20 protein-coding genes, 1 tRNA gene and 1 other RNA gene are annotated in these 21211 nt (G+C 67.7%); 7 read left to right on the forward strand and 15 right to left on the reverse strand.

Going from position 1 to position 21211, the window contains the following annotated elements; all coding sequences use genetic code 11:
* Nucleotides 1–34 precede the first annotated feature (34 nt).
* The 3 genes from ACNUDN_RS25550 to ACNUDN_RS25560 all read right to left on the reverse strand — a co-directional run bounded on the left by ACNUDN_RS25550 (nt 35) and on the right by ACNUDN_RS25560 (nt 2004).
* On the reverse strand, nt 35–910 hold the full coding sequence (locus ACNUDN_RS25550) for a type IV toxin-antitoxin system AbiEi family antitoxin (protein ID WP_419124495.1): 876 nt from the start codon (nt 908–910) through the stop codon (nt 35–37).
* 136 nt (nt 911–1046) lie between these two features.
* The gene (gene recR / locus ACNUDN_RS25555) at nt 1047–1658 is read right to left on the reverse strand and encodes a recombination mediator RecR (protein ID WP_419124496.1); all 612 of its coding nucleotides are present in this window, start codon (nt 1656–1658) and stop codon (nt 1047–1049) included.
* Between the two features lie 4 nt (nt 1659–1662).
* The gene (locus tag ACNUDN_RS25560) at nt 1663–2004 is read right to left on the reverse strand and encodes a YbaB/EbfC family nucleoid-associated protein (protein ID WP_419124497.1); all 342 of its coding nucleotides are present in this window, start codon (nt 2002–2004) and stop codon (nt 1663–1665) included.
* A gap of 171 nt (nt 2005–2175) precedes the next feature.
* On the opposite strand from ACNUDN_RS25560, the gene ACNUDN_RS25565 reads away from it, so the two are divergent.
* On the forward strand, nt 2176–2919 hold the full coding sequence (locus tag ACNUDN_RS25565) for an Rv3717 family N-acetylmuramoyl-L-alanine amidase (RefSeq protein WP_419125310.1): 744 nt from the start codon (nt 2176–2178) through the stop codon (nt 2917–2919).
* Here the strand turns inward: ACNUDN_RS25565 and ACNUDN_RS25570 are convergent.
* Nucleotides 2916–3380 (reverse strand): SRPBCC family protein, encoded by a 465-nt coding sequence (locus tag ACNUDN_RS25570; protein ID WP_419124498.1) that lies wholly within the window; start codon nt 3378–3380, stop codon nt 2916–2918. The genes ACNUDN_RS25565 and ACNUDN_RS25570 overlap by 4 nt on opposite strands.
* Nucleotides 3381–3461: 81 nt before the next feature.
* Here ACNUDN_RS25570 and ACNUDN_RS25575 point away from each other — a divergent pair, with 81 nt between their 5' ends.
* The 3 genes from ACNUDN_RS25575 to ACNUDN_RS25585 are packed head-to-tail and all read left to right on the forward strand — an operon-like array spanning nt 3462 to nt 6592.
* Entirely contained in the window at nt 3462–4853 is a 1392-nt protein-coding gene (locus ACNUDN_RS25575) for an FAD-binding protein (RefSeq protein WP_419124499.1), read from the forward strand.
* Between the two features lie 19 nt (nt 4854–4872).
* Nucleotides 4873–6195: a class I SAM-dependent methyltransferase gene (locus ACNUDN_RS25580; protein ID WP_419124500.1), complete on the forward strand. Its 1323-nt coding sequence runs from the start codon at nt 4873–4875 to the stop codon at nt 6193–6195.
* 16 nt (nt 6196–6211) lie between these two features.
* Complete coding sequence (locus ACNUDN_RS25585; protein WP_419124501.1) at nt 6212–6592, forward strand: phage holin family protein; 381 nt, start codon at nt 6212–6214, stop codon at nt 6590–6592.
* Nucleotides 6593–6667: 75 nt separating this feature from the next.
* On the opposite strand, the gene ACNUDN_RS25590 is transcribed toward ACNUDN_RS25585, so the two are convergent.
* From ACNUDN_RS25590 to ffs, 3 genes are all read right to left on the reverse strand, one after another.
* Complete coding sequence (locus ACNUDN_RS25590) at nt 6668–8734, reverse strand: DNA polymerase III subunits gamma/tau (RefSeq protein WP_419124502.1); 2067 nt, start codon at nt 8732–8734, stop codon at nt 6668–6670.
* 26 nt (nt 8735–8760) lie between these two features.
* The gene (locus ACNUDN_RS25595) at nt 8761–10059 is read right to left on the reverse strand and encodes an aspartate aminotransferase type Ic (RefSeq protein ID WP_419124503.1); all 1299 of its coding nucleotides are present in this window, start codon (nt 10057–10059) and stop codon (nt 8761–8763) included.
* A 71-nt stretch (nt 10060–10130) separates the two neighbouring features.
* An RNA gene (gene ffs, locus ACNUDN_RS25600) (signal recognition particle sRNA small type) lies at nt 10131–10225 on the reverse strand.
* Nucleotides 10226–10317: 92 nt separating this feature from the next.
* Between ffs and ACNUDN_RS25605 the strand changes: the two genes are divergently transcribed.
* The 3 genes from ACNUDN_RS25605 (at nt 10318) to ACNUDN_RS25615 (ending at nt 12409) form a co-directional block, all read left to right on the forward strand.
* A tRNA-Ser gene (locus tag ACNUDN_RS25605) sits at nt 10318–10403 on the forward strand.
* An 88-nt stretch (nt 10404–10491) separates the two neighbouring features.
* Nucleotides 10492–11343 carry a lipid uptake coordinator LucA gene (lucA, locus tag ACNUDN_RS25610; RefSeq protein ID WP_419124504.1) on the forward strand — a complete coding sequence of 284 codons (852 nt, stop codon included), beginning with the start codon at nt 10492–10494 and terminating at the stop codon, nt 11341–11343.
* 52 nt (nt 11344–11395) lie between these two features.
* The gene (locus ACNUDN_RS25615) at nt 11396–12409 is read left to right on the forward strand and encodes a S1C family serine protease (RefSeq protein WP_419124505.1); all 1014 of its coding nucleotides are present in this window, start codon (nt 11396–11398) and stop codon (nt 12407–12409) included.
* A 63-nt stretch (nt 12410–12472) separates the two neighbouring features.
* Here the strand turns inward: ACNUDN_RS25615 and ACNUDN_RS25620 are convergent, their stop codons facing one another.
* From ACNUDN_RS25620 to ACNUDN_RS25655, 8 genes are all read right to left on the reverse strand, one after another.
* Entirely contained in the window at nt 12473–13231 is a 759-nt protein-coding gene (locus ACNUDN_RS25620; protein WP_419124506.1) for a thioesterase II family protein, read from the reverse strand.
* A 9-nt stretch (nt 13232–13240) separates the two neighbouring features.
* Nucleotides 13241–13684, reverse strand: a complete 444-nt coding sequence (locus ACNUDN_RS25625; protein ID WP_419124507.1) for a hypothetical protein — start codon at nt 13682–13684, stop codon at nt 13241–13243.
* A gap of 23 nt (nt 13685–13707) precedes the next feature.
* On the reverse strand, nt 13708–14757 hold the full coding sequence (gene ligD, locus ACNUDN_RS25630) for a non-homologous end-joining DNA ligase (RefSeq protein ID WP_419124508.1): 1050 nt from the start codon (nt 14755–14757) through the stop codon (nt 13708–13710).
* Nucleotides 14757–15830, reverse strand: coding sequence for an ATP-dependent DNA ligase (locus tag ACNUDN_RS25635; RefSeq protein ID WP_419125311.1), 1074 nt, complete (start codon nt 15828–15830; stop codon nt 14757–14759). Before ACNUDN_RS25635 ends, ligD begins: the two co-directional genes overlap by 1 nt.
* Before the next feature lie 74 nt (nt 15831–15904).
* Nucleotides 15905–16552 (reverse strand): sigma-70 family RNA polymerase sigma factor, encoded by a 648-nt coding sequence (locus ACNUDN_RS25640; RefSeq protein ID WP_419124509.1) that lies wholly within the window; start codon nt 16550–16552, stop codon nt 15905–15907.
* A 118-nt stretch (nt 16553–16670) separates the two neighbouring features.
* On the reverse strand, nt 16671–19466 hold the full coding sequence (locus tag ACNUDN_RS25645; protein WP_419124510.1) for an ATP-binding protein: 2796 nt from the start codon (nt 19464–19466) through the stop codon (nt 16671–16673).
* An 89-nt stretch (nt 19467–19555) separates the two neighbouring features.
* Complete coding sequence (locus ACNUDN_RS25650; RefSeq protein WP_419124511.1) at nt 19556–20224, reverse strand: nitroreductase; 669 nt, start codon at nt 20222–20224, stop codon at nt 19556–19558.
* 21 nt (nt 20225–20245) lie between these two features.
* Entirely contained in the window at nt 20246–21004 is a 759-nt protein-coding gene (locus ACNUDN_RS25655) for an SDR family oxidoreductase (protein ID WP_419124512.1), read from the reverse strand.
* Nucleotides 21005–21211 lie beyond the last annotated feature (207 nt).

A 21211-nucleotide genomic window follows, 5' to 3' on the forward strand; every position in this document is an offset into this window, starting at 1 on the left:
TGCGGTCGTGACGCCACCGTTGATCAGAACCGCGTCACGCCGCCAGAACCTGCCGCTCATCGAGTTCCAGCGGGCAACCGCGACTTCGCAATGCCTGCTCGACCCGTAGCAGCCACTGCTCGGGGTGATCCTCGGCGATCACGCGGATGACGATCCAGCCGAGCTCGTCGAGCCTGCGCAGCCGCGCGATGTCCTTGACGTACTGTCCGCGATTCTTGCGATGGTGGTCACCGTCGTACTCGACGGCAACGCAGTACTGCGGCCACCCCATGTCCAGGAAAGCGATGGGACGGGAGCCCACAACAACCGGGATCTGGGTCTCGGGAAGGGGAAAGCCCTTGTCGTGCAATTGCAATCGGAGTGCGCTCTCGCGTGGGGAGGCGGCGCCCCCGTCGACGAGCGGAAGCAGCTCGCGAAGCTGCCCGATCCCGCGAAGCCGCGGCAGCCGGTCAGCGAGCTCGACGACGTCGGCGATGTCGAAGTGCTGATTCCACATCAGCGCGTCCAACCGGGCCAGCGCCTCGGTCCTGGCGAGGTGACGGCCGAGGTCGAACGCCGTCCGTACCCGTGTGGTGACGGGAAGCCCCGAGCGGTGGGTGATCTGGTCGCTGGTTATCGCGTCGGTATGGATGATCAACCCGTCGCGTGGGCGGCACTTGACGCCCACCACCTCGATCGGAATTTCGGCGTCGATCCACGGTGCACCGTGCAAAGCGGATGCCGCGACGCCGCCGATCACTCCCCTGCGCCCGGTCGCCAGCCAGGCCCCGATCGCCCGGTCCCGCAGGGTGACCTCGACGCCCTTGCGGACGAACACCCCGCGGTAGAGCTTCGTGTAATCGCGGGCCAACTCGTGTCTGGTGGCCACGCCCGCGCGGACGGCCTCCCCGCCCAAGACGACCCTGTTCATACCCGGCATGCTGCCAGTGCGCACCGACAAGGCGGACCGATCGACGTTCTGCAGCCAAAGTGCGAGTAGATGCCTGCACAACGTGGATCGGTCCCCCGCGGCGAAGCCGCGCATCAAACCCGCGGCGAAGCGCGAATCAGGCCATCGCCCGGCGGCCCGCCAACGCTCGGCCCAGTGTGAGCTCATCGGCGAACTCCAGGTCACCGCCCATCGGCAGGCCGGACGCGATCCGCGTGACAGTCAGCCCGGGAATGTCGCGCAGCATCCGCACCAGATAGGTCGCAGTGGCTTCGCCTTCGGTGTTGGGGTCCGTGGCGATGATGACCTCGGCGACCTCGACACCGTCGACCCGTTCCCCGATCCGGTTCAGCAGCTCGCGCACCCGCAATTGATCCGGCCCGATGCCCGACAGCGGATCCAAGGCTCCACCGAGCACGTGGTAGCGCCCACGGAACTCCCGGGTGCGCTCGACGGCCTGGACGTCCTTGGGTTCCTCGACCACGCAGATCAGTGACGCGTCCCGCCGCGGGTCACCGCAGATCCGGCACCGCTCCTCGTCGCTGACGTTGCCGCACACGGCGCAGAACGTCACGCCGTCACGGACCCGGTTCAGGACCGCGGTGAGTCGATCGATATCCGGCGGCTCCACCGACAGCAGATGGAAGGCGATCCGCTGGGCACTCTTGGGCCCGATACCGGGCAGTTTGCCGAGCTCGTCGATCAGATCCTGGACAGGTCCTTCGAACAAAAAGTCACATCCCCGGCAGGCCCGGGAACCCCTGGCCGCCCATGCCGCCGGCCAGCGGACCCAAACGGTCGTGGGCCAGCATCGTGACCTGCCGGGCGGCGTCGGTGATCGCCCCGACGACGAGATCCTGCAGCGTCTCCACATCCGACGGGTCGACGACCTTCGGGTCGATCCGCACTGCCACCACCTCACCGCTGCCCCGCATGCTGACCTGCACCAGACCACCACCGGCCTGGCCGTTCACCTCGGCGTTGGCGAGCGCTTCCTGAGCCTCCATCAGCTGCTGCTGTACCTGCTGGGCCTGGGCAAGCAGGGCTGACATGTCGGGTTGTCCACCAGGCTGCATGGGTGATCCTCTTCGCGGTTGGTGTTCGGATGGATGCGGTTGGGGTTCGGACTAGGTGCGGTTGTGTGTGCGGATGGATAAGTCTCGGTCTCGACTTGGTTGCGCTCGTCCACAACCGGCACTTTGGTCTTCCAGCGTAGTCCGCACCGGCGCTACGGTGGCGCCGTGCCCATGCCAGCCAGTCTGCGTGTCGGGGCCGCTGTTGTGGCCGCGATGCTTGTCGCAACCTCACCCGCCGTTCCCGCGCAGGCGGCGCCGACCAACCTCGCAGGCATGATCGTGTTCCTCGATCCCGGCCACAACGGTTCCAACGACGCCTCGATCAGCAGACAGGTGCCGACCGGACGCGGCGGCACCAAGGACTGCCAGGCCAGCGGCACCTCCACCGAGGATGGCTTCCCTGAACACACTTTCACCTGGGACACCACGTTGCGCATCCGGCAGGCGCTGCACGGCCTCGGGGTCCGCACCGCGATGTCCCGCGGCGACGACACCGGGCTCGGACCGTGCGTCGACGAGCGCGCCGCGATGGCCAACGCGCTGAGCCCGAATGCGGTGGTCTCCATCCACGCGGACGGCGGCCCGCCCACCGGCCGCGGTTTCCACGTGCTGTACTCCTCGCCCCCGCTCAACGCCGCACAGGCGGGTCCGTCCGTGCAGTTCGCGAAGGTGATGCGCGATCAACTGGCCGGCTCAGGAATCCCGCCCGCCACCTACATCGGCCAGTCCGGGCTCAATCCACGCTCGGACATCGCCGGGCTGAACCTGGCACAGTTCCCGTCCATCCTGGTCGAACTCGGCAACATGAAGAATCCGGTGGACTCGGGTCTGATGAAGACACCGGAGGGACGGCAACGCTACGCCGACGCGGTCGTGCGGGGAATCGTGGCGTTCCTGAGTTCCCAGCGCAGTTAGGCCTGGGTTCCCTCGACGCCGACGGTGCCTTCCACCTCGCGCTTGAGGTTGCCGAGCACCTCGGCCTGGATCTTGCGCAACCCGATCGGGGCGAAGGTCTTCTCGAAGAACCCGCCGATGCCACCGGCACCCGTCCACGACGTCTTGACGGTGACCGACGATCCCGGACCTGCGGGTGCGACGGTCCAGTTGGTCACCATCGACGAGTTCGCGTCCTTCTCGATGACGGTGCGGCCCGCGACGTCTACCTCGGCCTTTACCGTGCGCGAACGCGACTTGGTGGCCTGAAGCGTCCACTCCGCGACGGTGCCCGCACCCTGCCCGCCCTCGAGCACCTGGTAGCCGCTGTAATGGTCGGAGAGGATCTTGGGGCGCATGGCCTGGTAGTCGGCGACGGCACCCAGCACCGTGGCCGGATCGGCGTCGATCAGGACCGTACTGGACGCGCTGACCTGTCCCATCAGTGCAAACTCCTTGTCAAGAGGGGGTCACGGAAGCTCGGTGCGGTCGCATCGGAGGCGACCTCGGACTAGCGTATATGTGTGTCTGTTGCCTTGACCGACGCACGGGCCGCGCATGCTGACGGCGTGCGGCGACTGTTGGCCAGCTATCGGGCCATCCCGGCGGACGCCACCGTCCGCCTCGCCAAACCCACCTCGAACCTGTTCCGTGTCCGCGCCGAGAACACCGCACGCGGTCTGGACACCTCGGGCCTGACCAATGTCATCGAGGTCGACCCGGACGCCCGAACCGCCGACGTCGCCGGCATGTGCACCTACGAGGACCTCGTCGCCGCCACCCTCCCCCACGGCCTTTCGCCGCTGGTGGTTCCGCAGCTCAAGACCATCACACTCGGCGGAGCGGTGACCGGGCTCGGGATCGAGTCGTCCTCGTTCCGCAACGGACTTCCCCACGAATCGGTCTTGGAGATGGATGTCCTGACCGGCACCGGCGACGTGGTCCGCGCTGCCCCCGACGAGAACATCGACCTCTTTCGAGCGTTCCCGAACTCCTATGGGACGCTGGGTTATTCGGTTCGACTCAAGATCGAACTGGAACCGGTCAAGCCGTTTGTGGCGCTGCGCCATCTGCGCTTCCACTCGCTGCCCGCCCTCCTGGAGGCGATGGACCGCATCGTCGAAACCGGTGGCCTCGACGGCGAACCGGTGCACTACCTCGACGGTGTGGTGTTCAGCGCAGACGAGGGCTATCTGTGTGTCGGACAACAGTCGGCGACACCGGGACCGGTCAGTGACTACACCGGCATGGACATCTACTACCGCTCGATTCAGCACGACTCCTCCGCCGACGGAGCCGAGAAGCACGACCGCCTGACCGTGCACGACTATCTGTGGCGCTGGGACACCGACTGGTTCTGGTGCTCAAGGGCATTCGGCGCACAAAACCCACACATCCGACGCTGGTGGCCCCGCCGCTACCGGCGCAGCAGCTTCTACTGGAAACTGATCGGCTACGACCAGCGCTTCGATATCGCCGACCGCATCGAGAAGCGCAACGGCCGCCCTCCGCGTGAGCGAGTCGTGCAGGACGTCGAAGTCCCGACCGAACGGACCGTGGAGTTCCTGCAATGGTTCCTCGACACGATACCCATCGAGCCGATATGGCTGTGCCCGTTGCGGTTACGCGACGAACGCACTTGGCCCCTGTACCCGATCCAACCGCACCACACCTACGTCAACGTAGGCTTCTGGTCGTCGGTGCCGATGGGCCCGGAGCCGGGCCACACCAACAGGATGATCGAACGGAAGGTCAGCGAGCTCGACGGTCACAAATCGCTTTATTCAGATGCGTTCTACTCGCCCGAGGAGTTTGATTCGCTCTACGGCGGGGAGACGTACAGGACCGTGAAGAAGATCTACGACCCAGACTCTCGTTTCCTCGACTTGTATGCAAAGGCGGTTCGAAGGCGATGAGCGCGAGCGGAGGACATCGATGACCACGTTTCGGGACCACACCAGCGACTCCGCGGCCCACGGCGACCGCAAGCTCACCCTGGCCGAGATCCTGGAGATCTTCGCGGCGGGACGGATGCCGCTGAAGTTCACGGCCTACGACGGCAGCAGCACCGGGCCTGACGATGCGCCTCTGGGGATGGATCTGCTGACCCCGCGCGGAACCACCTACCTGGCAACCGCTCCCGGTGACCTCGGGCTGGCCCGCGCCTATGTGTCCGGTGACCTGCAGCTGCACGGCGTTCATCCCGGCGATCCCTACGATCTGCTCTCGGCACTGGTGCAGAAGCTCGACTTCAAACGCCCGTCGGCACGGGTGTTGGCCCATATCGTCCGATCGATCGGCATCGAGCACCTCAAGCCCATCGCGCCACCTCCGCAGGAGGCCTTACCGCGCTGGCGGCGTATCGCAGAAGGTCTGCGGCACAGCAAGACCCGCGACGCGGATGCGATCCACCACCATTACGACGTCTCGAACACCTTCTACGAATGGGTGCTCGGCCCGTCGATGACGTACACCTGCGCGTGTTACCCGCACGCCGACGCCACTCTGGAAGAGGCGCAAGAGAACAAGTACCGGCTCGTCTTCGAGAAGCTGCGCCTCAAACCGGGCGATCGCCTTCTCGATGTCGGTTGCGGCTGGGGCGGTATGGTGCGGTACGCCGCCCGCCACGGCGTCAAGGCGATCGGGGTGACCCTGTCCAAGGAACAGGCACAGTGGGCAGCGGCCGCGGTCGCCCGCGAAGGCCTCGGCGAGCTCGCCGAGATTCGGCACAGCGACTACCGCGATGTACGCGAGTCCCATTTCGATGCTGTGTCGTCGATCGGGTTGACCGAACACATCGGCGTCGCCAACTACCCGTCGTATTTCCGCTTCCTCAAATCAAAGTTGCGTCCCGGCGGGCTGCTGCTCAATCACTGCATCACCCGGCACAACAACCGGACCGGGCCGGCCGCCGGCGGATTCATCGACCGCTACGTGTTCCCGGATGGGGAACTGACGGGATCGGGACGGATCATCACCGAGATCCAGGACGTCGGCCTGGAGGTCGTGCACGAGGAGAATCTGCGTCACCACTACGCGTTGACGTTGCGGGACTGGTGCCGGAACCTGGTGGAGCATTGGGACGATGCGGTCGCCGAGGTCGGGTTGGCAACCGCCAAGGTGTGGGGTCTTTACATGGCGGCGTCACGAGTGGGATTCGAGCAGAACTCCATTCAGCTGCACCAGGTGCTCGCGGTCAAGCTGCACGAAGGCGGCCAGGACGGCGGTTTGCCATTGCGGCCATGGTGGAGCGCATAGCAATTATGCTCAGCAGGTGATCCGCTTTCTGTTGCGCGTCGCGATCTTTCTGGGGTCCTCGGCGATCGGGTTGCTCGCTGCCGGCTGGCTGGTCCCTGGGGTGAGATTGTCGGTGTGGGGGTTCGTCGCCGCGGTGGTGGTTTTCACGGTGGCACAAGCCGTCCTCGCGCCGTTCTTCTTGAAGATGGCCAGCCGGTACGCATCGACGTTTCTCGGCGGTATCGGCCTGGTGTCGACCTTCGTCGCGCTGCTGCTGGCGTCGCTGCTGTCCAACGGGCTGAGTATCCGTGGTCTCGGGTCCTGGGTGGCCGCCACCGTGGTGGTCTGGCTGGTCACCGCGATTGCGACCGTGGTGCTACCGGCCCTGGTGTTGCGGGAGAAGAAAACCGCAACCTAGTCGGTCATCTCGACGGCCGTCGCCGCGCACCGTCTGACGGGCGCGCACGTTGCGGAATCCACCGCCGGGCGTGCCCTAACCGCCGTCGATGCGACGCGCACCCAGCTCGTTCTGCAGCAGTTCCAGTGCGGCCTCTTCTGGATCCCGGCGCGGCGCGGCTGGATCGGAGTTACCGGCCTCGGCCAGCATGCTCTCCTCGTCGTCGACGTCGGGTGGGGGCGGCGGCTCGGCCTCCCGGCGCTGCGGCTCACGCGCGGGGGCGGCGGCGGGTGCGGCGCCGGTCTCACAGACAACCTTCCAGTTGACCCCGAGCGCATCCTTGAGCGCTTCCCGGATGACGTCGGCGTTGCGCTGTTCGCACAGCCGCCGCGCCAGGGGTGCCGACTCGTGGCTCAGGACCAGGGTGTCTCGCTCGACTGCCCGCACGATGGCGCCCGCCAACATCACCTCGGTGGTACGGCTGCGCTCGCGCACCTTTTCCCGCACCGTCGTCCACATGCTGCGCACCGCGGCGGCATTGGGTTCGCCCGCCGCGACCGCGGCGGCCGGTGTGGTGGGCGGCGCTTCCACCACGGGAGCGGCAGGTGGACGGACCGGGGGTGGCGAGACAGGTTCGGGTTCAGCGACTTCGGCTGCTACCGGGACAGCGGGCGCCACCGGACCGCGCGGGCGGGCCGGCGCGGATGGACGGCCGGAGACCGGCGCGGACTCCGGCGACACGACGGACGAGGGCCCGGAGGACGACGACACCGCGGAAGAAGACGCCGACGTGGCGGATGCCGCCGCCGGTCCGGTCTCGGCACCGGCGGCGGGCGAGGTCACAGCAGCGGGCGAGGTCACAGCGGCGGACGAAGCGGCCGCCGCGGACGGGACAGCCGACGGAACAGCTCCGGAGGCCTCGCTCCTGCGGACGAATTGCTTGCGCGGTGCGGCCGGGGCGCCCGGCGCGATCTCGTCGCTGGCGGGGATGGACATGTCCAGTCGGGTCTCGATGCGCTCGACCCGCTGCAGCAGCGCAGCCTCGGTGTCGCTGGCCGACGGCAGCAGCAACCGGGCGCACATCACTTCCAGCAGCAGCCGGGGCGCCGTCGCACCGCGCATCTCCCCCATGCCGGCGTGCACCACCTCGGCGTAGCGAGTCAGTGTGGCGGTGCCCAGTTGGGCGGCCTGATCGCGCATCCGGTCCAGTTCGTCCTGAGCGCCGTCGACCACCCCGCGTGCGACCGCGTCGGGCACGGCCTGCAACACGATCAGATCGCGGAACCGTTCCAGTAGGTCGGTGGCGAAGCGGCGGGGATCGTGACCGGCGTCGATGACACCTTCGACCGCGCCGAACAGCGCCGCCGAGTCGTTGGCGGCCAGCGCGTCAATCGCATCGTCGATCAGGGCGACGTCGGTGGCCCCGAGCAGCGCCAGGGCCCGCTGGTAGGCGACATGGCTGACGCCGGCCGGATCGGTGTGGGCGCCGGCCAGCAGCTGATCGAGCACGCTGAGCGTGTCGCGCGGGGACCCGCCCCCCGCGCGGATGACCAGCGGATACACCGCGTCGTCGACCTGCACGTTCTCGGAGGCGACGATCTTCTCGATCAGGGTCCGCATCGTGCGGGGCGCCAGCAACCGGAACGGGTAGTGATGGGTCCGCGAGCGGATCGTCGGCAGCACTTTCTCCGGCTCGGTGGTGGCGAACACGAAGATCAGGTGCTCCGGTGGTTCCTCGACGATCTTGAGCAGAGCGTTGAAGCCCGCCGTGGTGACCATGTGGGCCTCGTCGACGATGAAGATGCGATAGCGCGACTGGGCGGGCGCATAGAACGCACGGTCACGCAGTTCCCTGGTGTCGTCGACGCCGCCGTGGCTGGCGGCGTCGAGCTCGACCACGTCGACGTTCCCGGGCCCGTTGGGTGCCAGCGCAACGCAGGAATCACACACCCCGCACGGTGTCGCCGTGGGGCCCTCGGCACAGTTCAGCGAGCGCGCCAGGATCCGCGCCGAGGACGTCTTACCGCAGCCGCGCGGACCGGAGAACAGGTAGGCGTGGTTGATGCGGCCCGAGTTCAGCGCCGTGGAGAGCGGCTCGGTGACATGCTCCTGGCCGACAACCTCTGCGAAGGATGCCGGCCGGTACTTGCGGTAGAGAGCCACGGAAGCAGGCTACCGACCCGTGCCGACTACCTGCCGCCCAGCAGCCGCTCGGTGGCCGACAACAGCGCGCAGGTGGCCAGTCCGTCGACGGCATCACGCAGGTCTGCGATGGCGGGGAACGTCGGCGCGATCCGGATGTTCTTGTCCTCCGGGTCTTTTCGGTACGGAAAGGATGCTCCGGCCTCGGTGACGGCGATGCCTGCGTCCTTGGCCAGTGCCACCGTGCGCTTGGCGGTCCCGGGCAGGACGTCGAGGCTGATGAAGTAGCCGCCCTTGGGTTCGGTCCACGACGCGATCTTCGAGTCACCCAGCCGGTCCTGCAGGATCTCCAGCGCGAGCGCGAACTTCGGCGCCAGCAGTTCCTGGTGGCGGCGCATGTGCAACCGGACCCCGTCGGCGTCGGCGAAGAACCGGGCGTGACGGAGCTGATTCACCTTGTCCGGACCGATCGACTTCTTCCCCGCGTGCTGCAGGTACCAGGCGATGTTGCCCAGCGATCCGCCCAGGAAGCTGACACCGGCGCCGGCGAAGGTGATCTTGGAGGTGGACGCGAAGACCAGGGGCCGGTTGGCGTGGTTGGCCGCCGCGGCGAGACCGAGGACGTCGACCTGCCGGACGAAATCGTGGGTCAGCGTGTGGACCGCGTAGGCGTTGTCCCACATCAGCCGGAAATCGGTTGCTGCCGTTTCCATCTGGACGAGTCTGCGCACGGTCTCCCAGGAGTAGGTGGTCCCGGTGGGGTTGGAGTAGACGGGCACACACCACATGCCCTTGATCCCCGGATCGGCGGCGACGAGTTCCTCGACCAGGTCGACGTCGGGACCATCCTCGCCCAGCGGCACCGGGATCATCTCGATGCCGAGGCTCTCGGTGATCGCGAAGTGGCGGTCATAGCCCGGCGACGGACACAGGAATTTGACACCCGGGCCGTCGTGCAGGTCGCGGATCCAGGGCCGGGGCGAGTCGACACCGCCGTGCAGCAGCGAGTACACGACGACGTCGTGCATGAACTCCAGGCTGGCGTTGTTGCCCGCGATCAGGTTCGGCACCGGAATGCCGAGCAGCTCCCCGAAGATCGCTCTGATCTCGGGCAGCCCGTGCAGACCGCCGTAATTGCGGGTGTCGGTGCCTTCGGCGTCCCGGTACGCGTCCGGGCCGCTGCCCGGCAGCTCGAGGAGACGGTTCGACAGGTCGAGCTGATCGGCGGACGGCTTACCCCGGGTCAGATCCAGACGGAGGTTCTTGGCCTGCAGCTCGGCGTAGTTGCGCTGCTGCAGTTCGTGCTGTGCGCGCAGATCGTCGCGGCCCAGCGAATGAAACGTCACCGCTCGCCTTTCACCTGTCGTGCGGAACTTCCCGGAACAGAGCTTCTGTGGAACGTCACTTCCCCAACAACGTAAGGGGACCCCGCGCACCCGCCAGAGCCCGTTGACCCTTGCTGCCTTCCGGCCCTGGGGGAGTTCACAGGATGGACGCCGCGCGGGGTCCACGGCGAGTGTAATACCCCGCGGTTGTCGGTCGGCGCCGAGGAGCTCGTCGGGAGCTTTATGGGACCTGCGGACCGGTCGGTTACCATGGCCGACGGAGGATTCGCCTAGTGGCCTATGGCGCTCGCCTGGAACGCGGGTTGGGTTAACAGCCCTCAGGGGTTCAAATCCCCTATCCTCCGCACTCGCCCCGAGGTGCGACCGGCTGACGACTCGCACGGTCGCACCTCGGGGATCACGAACGAGTGGGCAACACGATCGAGGAGGAGTATGGGCCGCACCGTCGCGGTGATCTGGCACGCGTCGTTCTCCATCGCCGCTGGTGTGCTCTATTTCTTCTTCGTGCTGCCGCGCACCCCCGAACTGGTGGGCGACACCTCGCACACCCTGGGTACGGTGCTACGCATCGTCGTCGGAGCGCTCCTCGGCCTGGCTGCGCTCCCGGTGGTGTTCACGCTGTTGCGCACCCGTCGGCCCGAGTTCGGCACCCCCACGATGGCGCTGAACCTACGGACGGCGTCGATCGCACTGCACGTGCTGGCCGGTGTGTTGATCGTCGGGACCGCGGTCACCGAGATCTGGGTATCGCTGGACTCGGCCGGGCAGTGGCTCTTCGGTGTCTACGGCGCGGCCGCCGCGATCGCCTTGCTCGGCGTATTGGCCTTCTACCTGGCGTTCGTAGCCGAGTTGCCGCCTCCGCCACCGAAGCCGTTGAAGGTCAGGGAGCGAAAGAGCCGCGGGCGCCAGAGCACCGCGGCGCAGGATGGTGACGACGCCCAGCCCGAGACCGACGCCCAGCCCGAGACCGACACCCAGCCCGAGACCGACACGGACGCCGGGAGCGACGTCGAGGATCAGCCGGTCGTGACGGCCGAGGACACGACGGAACCCACCGACGCCGGCGCGTCAGACAACCCCGACGCCGGCGCGTCAGACAACCCCGACGCCGGCGCGTCCGAACCCACCGACGAACCCACCGAGGCAGGCGCTTCAGATTCCTCAAAGGGCTCGGGCAGCTCAGACGCCTCCGACGGGAAACTCCGAAACCGGCGCCCGACCGGCAAGGGAACGGTGCTCGGCAGGCGTAAGCGCACGCGCGGTGGCGTCGCGGTCGACGACTGATCGGAGAGGCCCACGTCGACAGAATTCGACGTCGCGGCCACTATTGATAGGTATGGGGCTGATTCGCCGACATCGGACACTGCTGATCGCACTGGCGGCGGTCCTTGCGCTCGGCACTCCGGTGGCACCTGCGGTCGCGGCGCCCGGCGATCCGGTCGCGGCCTCTGCCCAGGTGGAACCCGCGGTCGTGCGCATCGACACCGAAGTCGACTACCAGGGCGTCTACGGCCTCGGCACCGGTTTCGTGCTGGATCCCGGGGGTCAGGTCCTGACGAACTTCCACGTCGTCCAGGGGGCTGACCGCATCACCGGGACGGTCGACGGCCGCGCCTTCCCCGCCCAGCTCGTCGGCTACGACCGCGGCCGCGATATCGCGGTGCTGCAACTGATCGGTGCCGGCGGCCTGCCGGTGGCGCCCATCGGGGACGCCTATACCCTCGCCCCGGGCGAGCCGGTCATCGCCCTGGGCAACGCGATGGGCACCGATGCTCCGCTGACCCGCGAGGTCGGCACCCTGACCGCGTTCGGGCGCACGGTCAAGGCCGAGGACACACTCACCGGCACCACCGATGAGCTGACCGGGCTCTTCGAGTTCGCCGCGCCGGTGCGCGCCGGTGACTCCGGCGGCCCGGTGGTCAGTTCCGCAGGTCAAGTCGTCGGCGTCACCACCGCGGCCTCGGTGAACTTCCGGATGGGTCCCGGCGGCAAGGGCTTCGCGATCCCGATCAACGACGCGATGGGTGTGGCCTCACAGATCCGCGCCGGTATCCGCTCGGACAACGTCCACATCGGTCCGCCCGTCCTGCTCGGCGTCGGTGTGCGGACCACCCCACGCGACGAACCGGGTGTCCTCATCCAGGAGGTCATGACCGGTGGGCCGGCGCAACGGGCCGGTTTGATGCCCGGCGACATCATCACCATGCTGGACGGCACCGTGCTCGATTCCACCAACACCCTGACCTCGGTGCTCGACCGGCACTACCCCGGCGACGTGCTGGAACTGACCTGGATCGACCGCTCGGGTCAGACCCGCACGGGTACGGCGGTCCTCACCCCGACCGTCTGACAGACGCTGTCTGGCCGGGGCGCGAAACCCCGCCATCGAGGGAACCGGCGATGGTGCCCGGTGCTACCGGATGGCCCTCAGCGTCCGGGTGACGACCTCGACGACCCGCTGCGGCTGCCTCTCCAGGTAGAAGTGCCCGCCGGTGAAGGTGTGGACCTCGCCGCCACCGGTGGTGTGCTCGTGCCACGCCCGCGCATCGGCCTCACTGGTCTTGGGATCGTCGGTCGCGGTCATCACCACGATCGGGGCAGCGATCCCGACCTCGGTTCCGCGGTGATAATCCTGCAACGCCAGGTAATCGGTGCGGAAAGCCGGCAGGAAGGTCGCCAGCATGTCGGGGTTCTCCAGCACCCGCGGGTCGGTCCCGCCCAGGTCGCGCAGCACATCGACGAAGTCGGTGTCAGCGCTGTGTCTACGCTCGTCACCGCGGCGGCTGGGCGCCGGTGCCCCGGAGGCGAAGATCGTCGTGACCCGCCGGCCCGGGACCGCCTCGCACCGGCGCGCCACCTCGAAGGCGAGGACCGCGCCCATGCTGTGCCCGAAGAACGCCAGCGGCGCGTCCGGCAGGTCGTCGAGCGCCGCGAAGGCCTGGTCGGCAAGCTCGTCGATGGACTGCAGCGGTTGCTCGCTGTAGCGGTCTTGGCGTCCCGGGTATTGCACGGCGTACACGTCGAACTCAGGAGTCAGCGCCCGCGACATCGGGAAGTAGTAGCTCGCCGAGCCGCCGGCGTGCGGGAAGCAGACCAGCCGGACCCCGGCCGCGGGGGCGGGGGCGGGGTGGAAGTTGCGCATCCAGCGGCTGCGCGACTGTGGTGTCGTCATATCGGCCGGCTATCCCACGACCTGCACGACCCGCGCCGACAGTTGCGCGCCCGGCGGCCCCTCCAGCGTGACGTCCTTGAGGATCTCGGCCTGCTGTCCGACGACCGTGAACTGTCCCGGCTGGGGTTGATGCCCACCCAGCACCTCATACTCGACGGTGAACGGCGTCTCCGGAAACGGGTGCAAACCAACATATTTCGGGTCGATCGTATAGGTGTAGAAGCATGCGCCGGCCGGATCACAGTTCTGCGCGGTGACGATCACGCCGATGAGAAACTCCTGGTCGGTCGGTACCGACGGGGGCGGCGGGGTCGGCGGGGTACGCACAGGCGCGGCGGCCTCCTGTTGACCACGGCTGCCGAAGATCATGATCGACGCGACACCGATGCCGCTGGCCAACATCCCGACGATCGCCACGGCGGCGAGCAGTTTGCGCAGAGTCGCGATCGGCATGCACAGCAGGGTATCGGGCGCTCTCAGTCACCGATGCGGTTGCCGTCCTCATCCCAGTGCGCGGCGACCTTCTTGCTCGGCTGCACCCGCGGCGGTTCGCCCGGCATCTTCGGGTAGCTCGGTGGGTACGGCAGGTCACCGAGCCCCCGCTCCTCGTCGGCGGCGACCATGTCCAGCAGCACCTCGATCGACTGTTTACGCTCCTCGATGCCCGCCCACGGATCCGCGCGCCCGGCGACGAAGTCGGGCACCGTGCGGATCGTGTAGTCGTCGGGCTCGGCACTACGGAGTTCATCCCAGGTCAGCGGGGTGGAGACCGTCGCGATAGGGGTGCGGCGCGCCGAGTACGCCGACGCGAAGGTCCGGTCGCGCGCGTTCTGGTTGTAGTCCACGAACACGCGCGTTCCCCGGTTTTCCTTCCACCAGTCCGTCGTCACCGCATCGGGGGCGCGCCGCTCGACCTCGCGGGCCAGGGCGATGCCGGCGCGCCGAACCGCGATGAAATCCCAGTCGGTCGCGATCCGCAGGAACACGTGGACACCGCGGCCCCCGGAGGTCTTCGGGTAACCCACCAGGTCCAGCTCGTCGAGCAGCGGTTTGAGCACGTCGACCGCGATGCTGCGGGCCTCCGCGAATCCGGTTCCCGGCTGGGGGTCGAGGTCGACGCGCAACTCGTCGGGATGCTCGGTGTCCGGGCACCGCACCTGCCACGGGTGCAGCGTCACGGCCCCCATCTGGGCGGCCCACGCAATCGCCGACGGGTGGGTGATCTTCAGCGCGTCGGCCGTCCGCCCGGACGGAAACGTGACGGTGCAGGTTTCCAGGTAGTCCGGGTGCTTCTGCGGCACCCGCTTCTGGTAGATCTCTTCGCCGTCGATACCGTCGGGGAAGCGCTGCAGATGAACGGGACGGTCGCGCAGCAGCGCCACCATCCGGTCGGCCACCGACAGGTAGTACTCGACAAGTTTGCCCTTGGTGCCGTCCTTGCCGAGCTCCGGGAAGTACGGCTTGTCCGGGCTGGTGAGTCGGACCTTCACGCCGTCGACGTCGAGTTCGGTTGCGGGACTGGCCATCAGGACTCCAGGACGTCGTAGAGGTCGTAGTTGAGCGGCGCGTCGAGCTGATCGAAGGTGCAGCTGGCAGGTTCCCGATCGGGCCGCCACCGCAGGAATTTCACGGCGTGACGGAATCGTCGCCCGCTGTCGCTGTTGCCTTCCATCTGGTCGTAGGCCACCTCGCAGACCCGTTCGGGGCGCACCGGGATCCAGCGTTTGTCGGCCGCCGAGTTCCACCGGCTGGGCTCACCGTCACGCAGGTCGTCGCCGATACGCAACGGTTCCAGGTCGGCCAGGAGCTTCAGCCTCGCCTTCGCGGTGAATGAGGCGGCGCCGCCGACCATCTGCAACTCACCGTCGTCTCGGTAGAGGCCGAGCAGGATCGAACCGATTCCCTCGCCGCTCTTGTGGATGCGGTAGCCGATCGCGACACAATCGGCGTCGCGGTGGTGCTTGACCTTGATCATCTCGCGCTTGCCCGGCAGGTACGGCCCGTCCAGGCGTTTGGCCATGACGCCGTCGAGGCCCGCTCCCTCGAACTCGTCGAGCCACCGGGCGCCCAGCGCGGGGTCGTCGGTGGTGCGGGTGACGTGGCACCATCGTTTGTGCTCAACCGCGCCGACGAGCGCCTCGCGGCGGGTTCGGAACGGTTCCTTCATCAGCGAAGCGTCGGCGACAGCGAGGGCGTCGAATCCGATGAAGTGCGCCGGGGTCTGCGCGGCAAGCGTGCGCACCCGTGACGCAGCCGGATGAATGCGCTGGCTCAACGATTCCCAGTCCAGCCGGATGCGCCCACCGATCTCGCGGGGGACGACGATCTCCCCGTCGAGTACGCAGCGCGGTGCGAGTTCGTCGCGTACCGCGTCGACGACGTCGGGGAAATACCGGGCCAGGTCCTTGCCGCTGCGCGAGAGCAGCACCACGCTGTCGCCCTCAGACCTGTCGCGGAACACCAGCGCGCGAAAACCGTCCCACTTGGGTTCGTACGACCACACACCGGCCTCGTCGGGCACCTTGCTGGCCGCCTTGGCCAGCATCGGCTCCAGTGGCGGCTTCACCGGGAAGTCCTCGGGAAAGGGCACAGCGTCCATACTCACGTAGACCGCTGTACCCCGACAATGTCATCGTCAATGCAGTTGTCAGGGTTATCGTCGAGACCACCCGATCACGCCGCGCGCGCAGAGCCACCTCCGGATCGGGAGCGCGCGGACACGGTACCGGCCAGCGCCCGACGTAGCTGGGTACGAGCGCGCGATACCCGCGACATCACAGTACCGATCGGGATGTTCAGCAATGCAGCGGTTTCGGCGTAGGTGTAACCCTCGACGTCGGCGTAGTACAACACCGCCCGGAATCCGTCCGACAGTCCGCCGATGGCCGCCCTGAGGTCGTCGTCGGGCAGGGATTCGAGGACTTCGGTTTCGGCCGAGCGCAGACCGGCCGACCCGTGGGTACCGGAAGCCGCCAGATCCCGGTCGGCGATCCCCTCCGAGAGCACCTCGGCGGGACGCCGCTGCCGCCACCGGTAGGCGTTGACCCATTGGTTGTACTGGATCCGGAACAGCCATGCCCGCAGGTTGGTCCCCTGCTGAAAGTCCGGGAATCCGGTATAGGCACGCACCAGGGTCTCCTGCAGAAGATCCTCGGCATCGGCATTGTTGTGGGTCAGTCGGCGGGCGCCGCGGAGCAGGAGGTCGACCAGGGGCCACACCTCGGCGACGAAGCGAGCGTGCAACTCCTCGGTCGATTCGGTGATCTGTGAAGGTCCGGCCGCGACCTGGTCTGGATTCTCGTCGGGATTGATGATCTTCATGGGACTGCCTCCGGTCTGATTGCCTGCGGCCCGGCTTGGGCCGTGCAATTCAGACTCGCGGTGCACAGAGCTGGGGGGACCCTTGGTCGTCCGTGGTCGACAGTCCGTAGTTCGGGATCTAACGAGCCCAGGTGACGGTGCGGAGCTGTTTGCGCGAAGTGACGTCCAACTTGACGAACACCTTCCGCAGATGCCATTCGACGGTGTGCACGCTGATGAACAACTGTGCGCCGATTTCCTGGTTGGTCAGTCCGTCGGCGGCCAGCCGTGCTATCTGCGCCTCCTGCGCAGTCAACTCGTCACCAGCGCTCAATGCCTGCTTTCGGACCCGCTCGCCGACCGCGATCAGCTCTCTGCGGGCACGCTCGGCATAGGCACCGGCGCCCATCCGGGTGAACATCTCGTGGGCTCGGGTCAAGTGGTGGCGGGCATCGCGGCGCCGGTTCACCCGGCGCAGCCACTCGCCGTAGTTCAGATGTGTCCTCGCCCGGTAGACGGCGACCCGTGACCGGGAGAGGTGGTCGAGTGCCTCGGTGAACAACCGATCGGCATCCTCGTTGTCGGCCAACAGGGCCCGCGCGCCGGCCAGCGCACCGAGTCCCCACGCCGTGCCGCTGGCGCCGGCCCGCCGATCGATATGGCAGATCGCCTGCCGTGCGGCGTCGAATTCGCCGACGTGGGCCGCAGACTCCACCAATTCGTGCAGCGCCCAGCCGTAAAACCCCAGATCCTCGTACTCACACACCCGCTGCGCGGCGGCGAAGGCTTCCGCATAGCGACCGAGGCCGTTGTAGAGCACCGCGGTCACATAACCGGCCAACCCGAGCAGTCGACCTTCCCCCCGCGCCACCCCGTCGGCGGCGGCCTCCTCGATCAACCGCACAGCCTGCACGGGATCACCGCGCCAGCCGGCCACGACCAAGAGGTGGTATCGCACCGGACCACGATCCGAAGTCGCCGCGGTGATCGATGCCGCCTCGGCGATCAGCGTTGCAGCAGTGTTCAATTCGCCGAAGAGAACATGAGCGCCGGCGCGGTAGACCAACGCCTGAGGCAGCCCGGCCAACGCACCGGCATCGCGTGCCTGTTGGACGACGGCGGCAGACAACAGATCGATCAGATCCTCGTCCCAGAGCTCGTGGGCGGCGGACTCTTGCAGGATCGGGAAGGCGGGCACCAGCCAACGCCGAAGCTGACGGGGGTCCTGCGTGGCCATGTCACGCATGGCATGGAGAGCGGTGCGCAGGGGCTCCGCGCCGCCGCCGGGCCCACCGATGATCCGCCGCACCATCCCGCGGAAGAACAAATCGACCGCGCGCGGCAGTTCTGCGGTGCGCGCCAACGCCGCGTGTGCCGATTCGGCGGCGTTGAGCAGCGCGCCCGGCTGCCCGAGACGGCCCGCGTACATCAGTGCGGCGAAAGCCTCGAGGTAGCACTCGCGCGAGGCGAAGTCGTCGACGTTCTCGAGCTGCTTTGCCGCCTCCAGGAGACTCGGCGCGGTGTCACCGACCGCCGGGGCACCGCTCTCCCCCGAGCGACTACTCACGAACGCCATCTGCGCCCGCAGACGGGCCGCACCGGCGCGCTGACCTTCGGACAGGGGTGCCAGTTCGGCGATGGCCAGCAGTTCGTGGGCAGCCGGCATCGCGGCGGTGTCACGCTTGGCCGCAGCCGCGGCCAGCGCACGTTGGCCGCGGAGCTGCGGGTCGGCGGTGAGTATCGCGGCGCGCTCCAGAAAGCTCGCGGCCGCGGCGATACCGCCTCTGCGTTGCGCACGGTCGGCCGAGGACTCCAATTCTTCGGCCACCGCTTCGTCGGTGCCGGCCACCGCGTTGGCCGCGTGCCAGGCCCGACGATCGGGATCGGACTCGGCATCGGTGGCCGCGGCCAGGGCGGTATGAACAGCACGCCGGGCTGCCGGGTTGGCGGCACGGTAAGCGGCCGAGCGCATCAGCGGATGATGGAAACGCATCCGAGGACCGAAAGCGACCACACCGGCCGCTTCGGCGGGCGCCAGCGCGTCCACCGGAATGCCCAGCACTGCGGCCGCACGCAGGAACAGAGCGGAGTCGCCCACCGGTTCGGCCGCGGCAAGCAGCAGCAGCGTGCGGGTCCCGTCCGGTAGCGCCTGGATACGACGGATGTAGCTCTGCTCGATCCGGCCCGGTGCGGTCTGCGCGTCGCCAGTCCAGAATCCACCCGCCAAGGTCTCGGCCGAGTAGGTCCGCGGGACCTCCAACAACGCCAACGGGTTACCTCGGGTCTCGGCCACCACACGATCTCTCACCCGGGGGTCGATTCCACCGATCATCGCCTCGGACAGCAGTATTCGCGCATCGGCGGCCGAAAGGCCGCGTAACGCAAGCTCCGGCAGGCCGGTCAGTACCGCGGCCCCCTCCGATCGTGCGGCGAACACCATCCCCACCGGTTCGGCGGCCAATCGGCGCGCAACGAAGCCCAGCGTCTGGATCGACACCTGATCCAGCCATTGCGCGTCGTCGACGATGCACAGCAGGGGTTGCTCGTGCACCGCCGCGGAGAGCAGGTTCAGCACCGCCAGTCCGACCAAGAAACGTTCAGGCGCGGGCCCCACACTCTGTCCGAATGCGACTGCGAGCGCTTCGCGTTGCGGGGAAGGCAGGCCGTCGAGGTGACCCAATAGCGGGGCGCACAACTGGTGCAGTCCGGCGTAGGCCAGCTCCATATCGGATTCCACCCCCGCCACCTGGACGCACCGCAACCCGCCGGCATGTTCGACCAGATATCCGAGTAGAGCGGTCTTGCCCACACCCGGCTCGCCGCGCAGTACCAGCACCCGGGACTGGCCTGCCCGCAATGACGAGGTCACCGCGCGTAGCGTTTCCGTCTCTCCGCTGCGTCCGCGCAGCGGCGGACCCGGACTCTTGCTCGACATATCGCACCACCGCGTTCGCCCAGAAGGCCGACCAACCGCGTGGTTACGGCCCGATGCGACTGGATGTTAGCGAGGTGAAGGGTCGCTGGCTAGCGGTCCTCGAGGAAGGTGACGGTTTCAACGAGCGGCGCTCGACCCGTCCGGTCTTCGGTGCTGCGCGGATCGGAGTATCCGACGGACAAGCCGCAGAACAAGATCAGCCCGTCATCGGGCTGCACCACTTCGGCGACGGTCGCGCGAGTCGTCGACCACGCCATCTGCGGACAACTGTGCAGGCCTTCGGCACGCAGGAGCAGCATGACGGTCTGCAGATACATACCGACGTCCGCCCATTGCGGAAACCCCAGCGCCCGGTCGACATAGCAGAACAGAGCGGTTGACGCACCGAAACAATTCCAATTGTCGATCGACGCGCGCCGCCGGGCTTCCCAGTCGTCGCGGGTGATTCCGAGGGAACCGTAGCGTTGCTCGCCGAAGGCGCGCCGGCGATCGTCGTACGGCGACCTCATCAATGCCGGGTACATCTCGAACTCGCGTTCATCCCAATCGTCCCCGGCGGCAACTCGTTCGACGGCCCGTTCCTTCAAACATGCCAGCCGCGCACCGGTGACCACGTATATCCGCCAGGGCTGCAGGTTCGAGCCGGACGGCGCCCAGGCCGCGGCGGCCAGAACGCGCTGCAGTGTCTCCATGGGCACAGGATCGGCACTGAACTCCCTCACCGCGCGGCGGCTGCGGACCGCTTCGTACACATCCATGATGGTCGGTCGTCCCCGGGGTCAGTCACGGCCTGCGGTTGCCAGGACCCAGTCCGCGAAGCGCGTGTCGAACAATGTTGCCCCGTCTCCGGGAACCAGGGTGTGCTCGGCGATGTCAACCCCCCAGTAGCGGGCCGCGGGATCACTGCGCACCTCGCGCCGGTCTCCCCGGGCGGACAGCGCGGTCTGGATCAGCCCTGGGAGTCGGAACCGTTCGGGGCCACCCACTTCGGTAATTCCGTTGACCGGCTGGTTCACCGCGGCGATGGTGACGGCCTCGGCGACGTCCGCGCCAGCCATCGGCTGTATGAACGCGTCCGGCAGGCGCACCACGCCATCCACGGTGGCAGAGTCAGCGATGGTGGTGAGGAACTCGAAGAACTGTGTGGCCCGCACGATGGTGAAGGGAATCGGGCCGCTGCCGATCAGTGTTTCCTGCGCCAATTTCGCTGCGAAGTAGCCACTTTCACGGGCCAGCTGCTCGGTTCCGACCACCGAGAGTGCGACGTGGTGCGATACGCCCGATGCAGCCTCGGCCGCCAGGAGATTGGAGGTCGAGACGTTGAAGAAGTCCCGGGCTGCTTGCTCTTCGAAGGTAGGCGAGTTCGTGACGTCCACCACCACCTGCGCTCCGGCCAGGACGGCGGCCAGTCCGCTTCCGGTGACGGTGTCGACACCGGTGGACGGTGCGGCGGCCACCGCATCGTGGCCGTACTCGATCAGGCCTGCCACCACTTTCGACCCGATCCGGCCGGTGCCGCCGGTCACGATGATCTTCATGAGTTTCCCTTTCCCTTGTCCAGTTCAGGCCGCCTCATCGCTGCCTCCGAAAGCCGGAACCCGCGATCCGTCCCCGATTCATCCCGGCGGCGCTTGCCGACGGCGAAGTCGCGCACCTAGGCCGTGTCGCAGAGCCGAAGGAGATCGCCCACGCCGTGGTACTCCTGGCCTCTCCGCGGGACAGCTCCATCACCGCGCTGGATGAGT

Origin of the sequence: Mycobacterium sp. smrl_JER01 (assembly GCF_048513595.2) — a bacterium.
In the GTDB taxonomy this organism is placed as follows: domain Bacteria; phylum Actinomycetota; class Actinomycetes; order Mycobacteriales; family Mycobacteriaceae; genus Mycobacterium.

Excerpts from the sequence above, each read along its gene's own strand:
- ACNUDN_RS25550 (WP_419124495.1), bottom strand. The coding sequence starts at position 910 with ATGAACAGGGTCGTCTTGGGCGGGGAGGCCGTCCGCGCGGGCGTGGCC.
- ACNUDN_RS25560 (WP_419124497.1), bottom strand. The coding sequence starts at position 2,004 with ATGCAGCCTGGTGGACAACCCGACATGTCAGCCCTGCTTGCCCAGGCC.
- ACNUDN_RS25565 (WP_419125310.1), top strand. The coding sequence starts at position 2,176 with ATGCCAGCCAGTCTGCGTGTCGGGGCCGCTGTTGTGGCCGCGATGCTT.
- ACNUDN_RS25570 (WP_419124498.1), bottom strand. The coding sequence starts at position 3,380 with ATGGGACAGGTCAGCGCGTCCAGTACGGTCCTGATCGACGCCGATCCG.
- ACNUDN_RS25580 (WP_419124500.1), top strand. The coding sequence starts at position 4,873 with ATGACCACGTTTCGGGACCACACCAGCGACTCCGCGGCCCACGGCGAC.
- lucA (WP_419124504.1), top strand. The coding sequence starts at position 10,492 with ATGGGCCGCACCGTCGCGGTGATCTGGCACGCGTCGTTCTCCATCGCC.
- ACNUDN_RS25615 (WP_419124505.1), top strand. The coding sequence starts at position 11,396 with ATGGGGCTGATTCGCCGACATCGGACACTGCTGATCGCACTGGCGGCG.
- ACNUDN_RS25620 (WP_419124506.1), bottom strand. The coding sequence starts at position 13,231 with ATGACGACACCACAGTCGCGCAGCCGCTGGATGCGCAACTTCCACCCC.
- ACNUDN_RS25625 (WP_419124507.1), bottom strand. The coding sequence starts at position 13,684 with ATGCCGATCGCGACTCTGCGCAAACTGCTCGCCGCCGTGGCGATCGTC.
- ligD (WP_419124508.1), bottom strand. The coding sequence starts at position 14,757 with ATGGCCAGTCCCGCAACCGAACTCGACGTCGACGGCGTGAAGGTCCGA.
- ACNUDN_RS25635 (WP_419125311.1), bottom strand. The coding sequence starts at position 15,830 with ATGGACGCTGTGCCCTTTCCCGAGGACTTCCCGGTGAAGCCGCCACTG.
- ACNUDN_RS25640 (WP_419124509.1), bottom strand. The coding sequence starts at position 16,552 with ATGAAGATCATCAATCCCGACGAGAATCCAGACCAGGTCGCGGCCGGA.
- ACNUDN_RS25645 (WP_419124510.1), bottom strand. The coding sequence starts at position 19,466 with ATGTCGAGCAAGAGTCCGGGTCCGCCGCTGCGCGGACGCAGCGGAGAG.
- ACNUDN_RS25650 (WP_419124511.1), bottom strand. The coding sequence starts at position 20,224 with ATGGATGTGTACGAAGCGGTCCGCAGCCGCCGCGCGGTGAGGGAGTTC.
- ACNUDN_RS25655 (WP_419124512.1), bottom strand. The coding sequence starts at position 21,004 with ATGAAGATCATCGTGACCGGCGGCACCGGCCGGATCGGGTCGAAAGTG.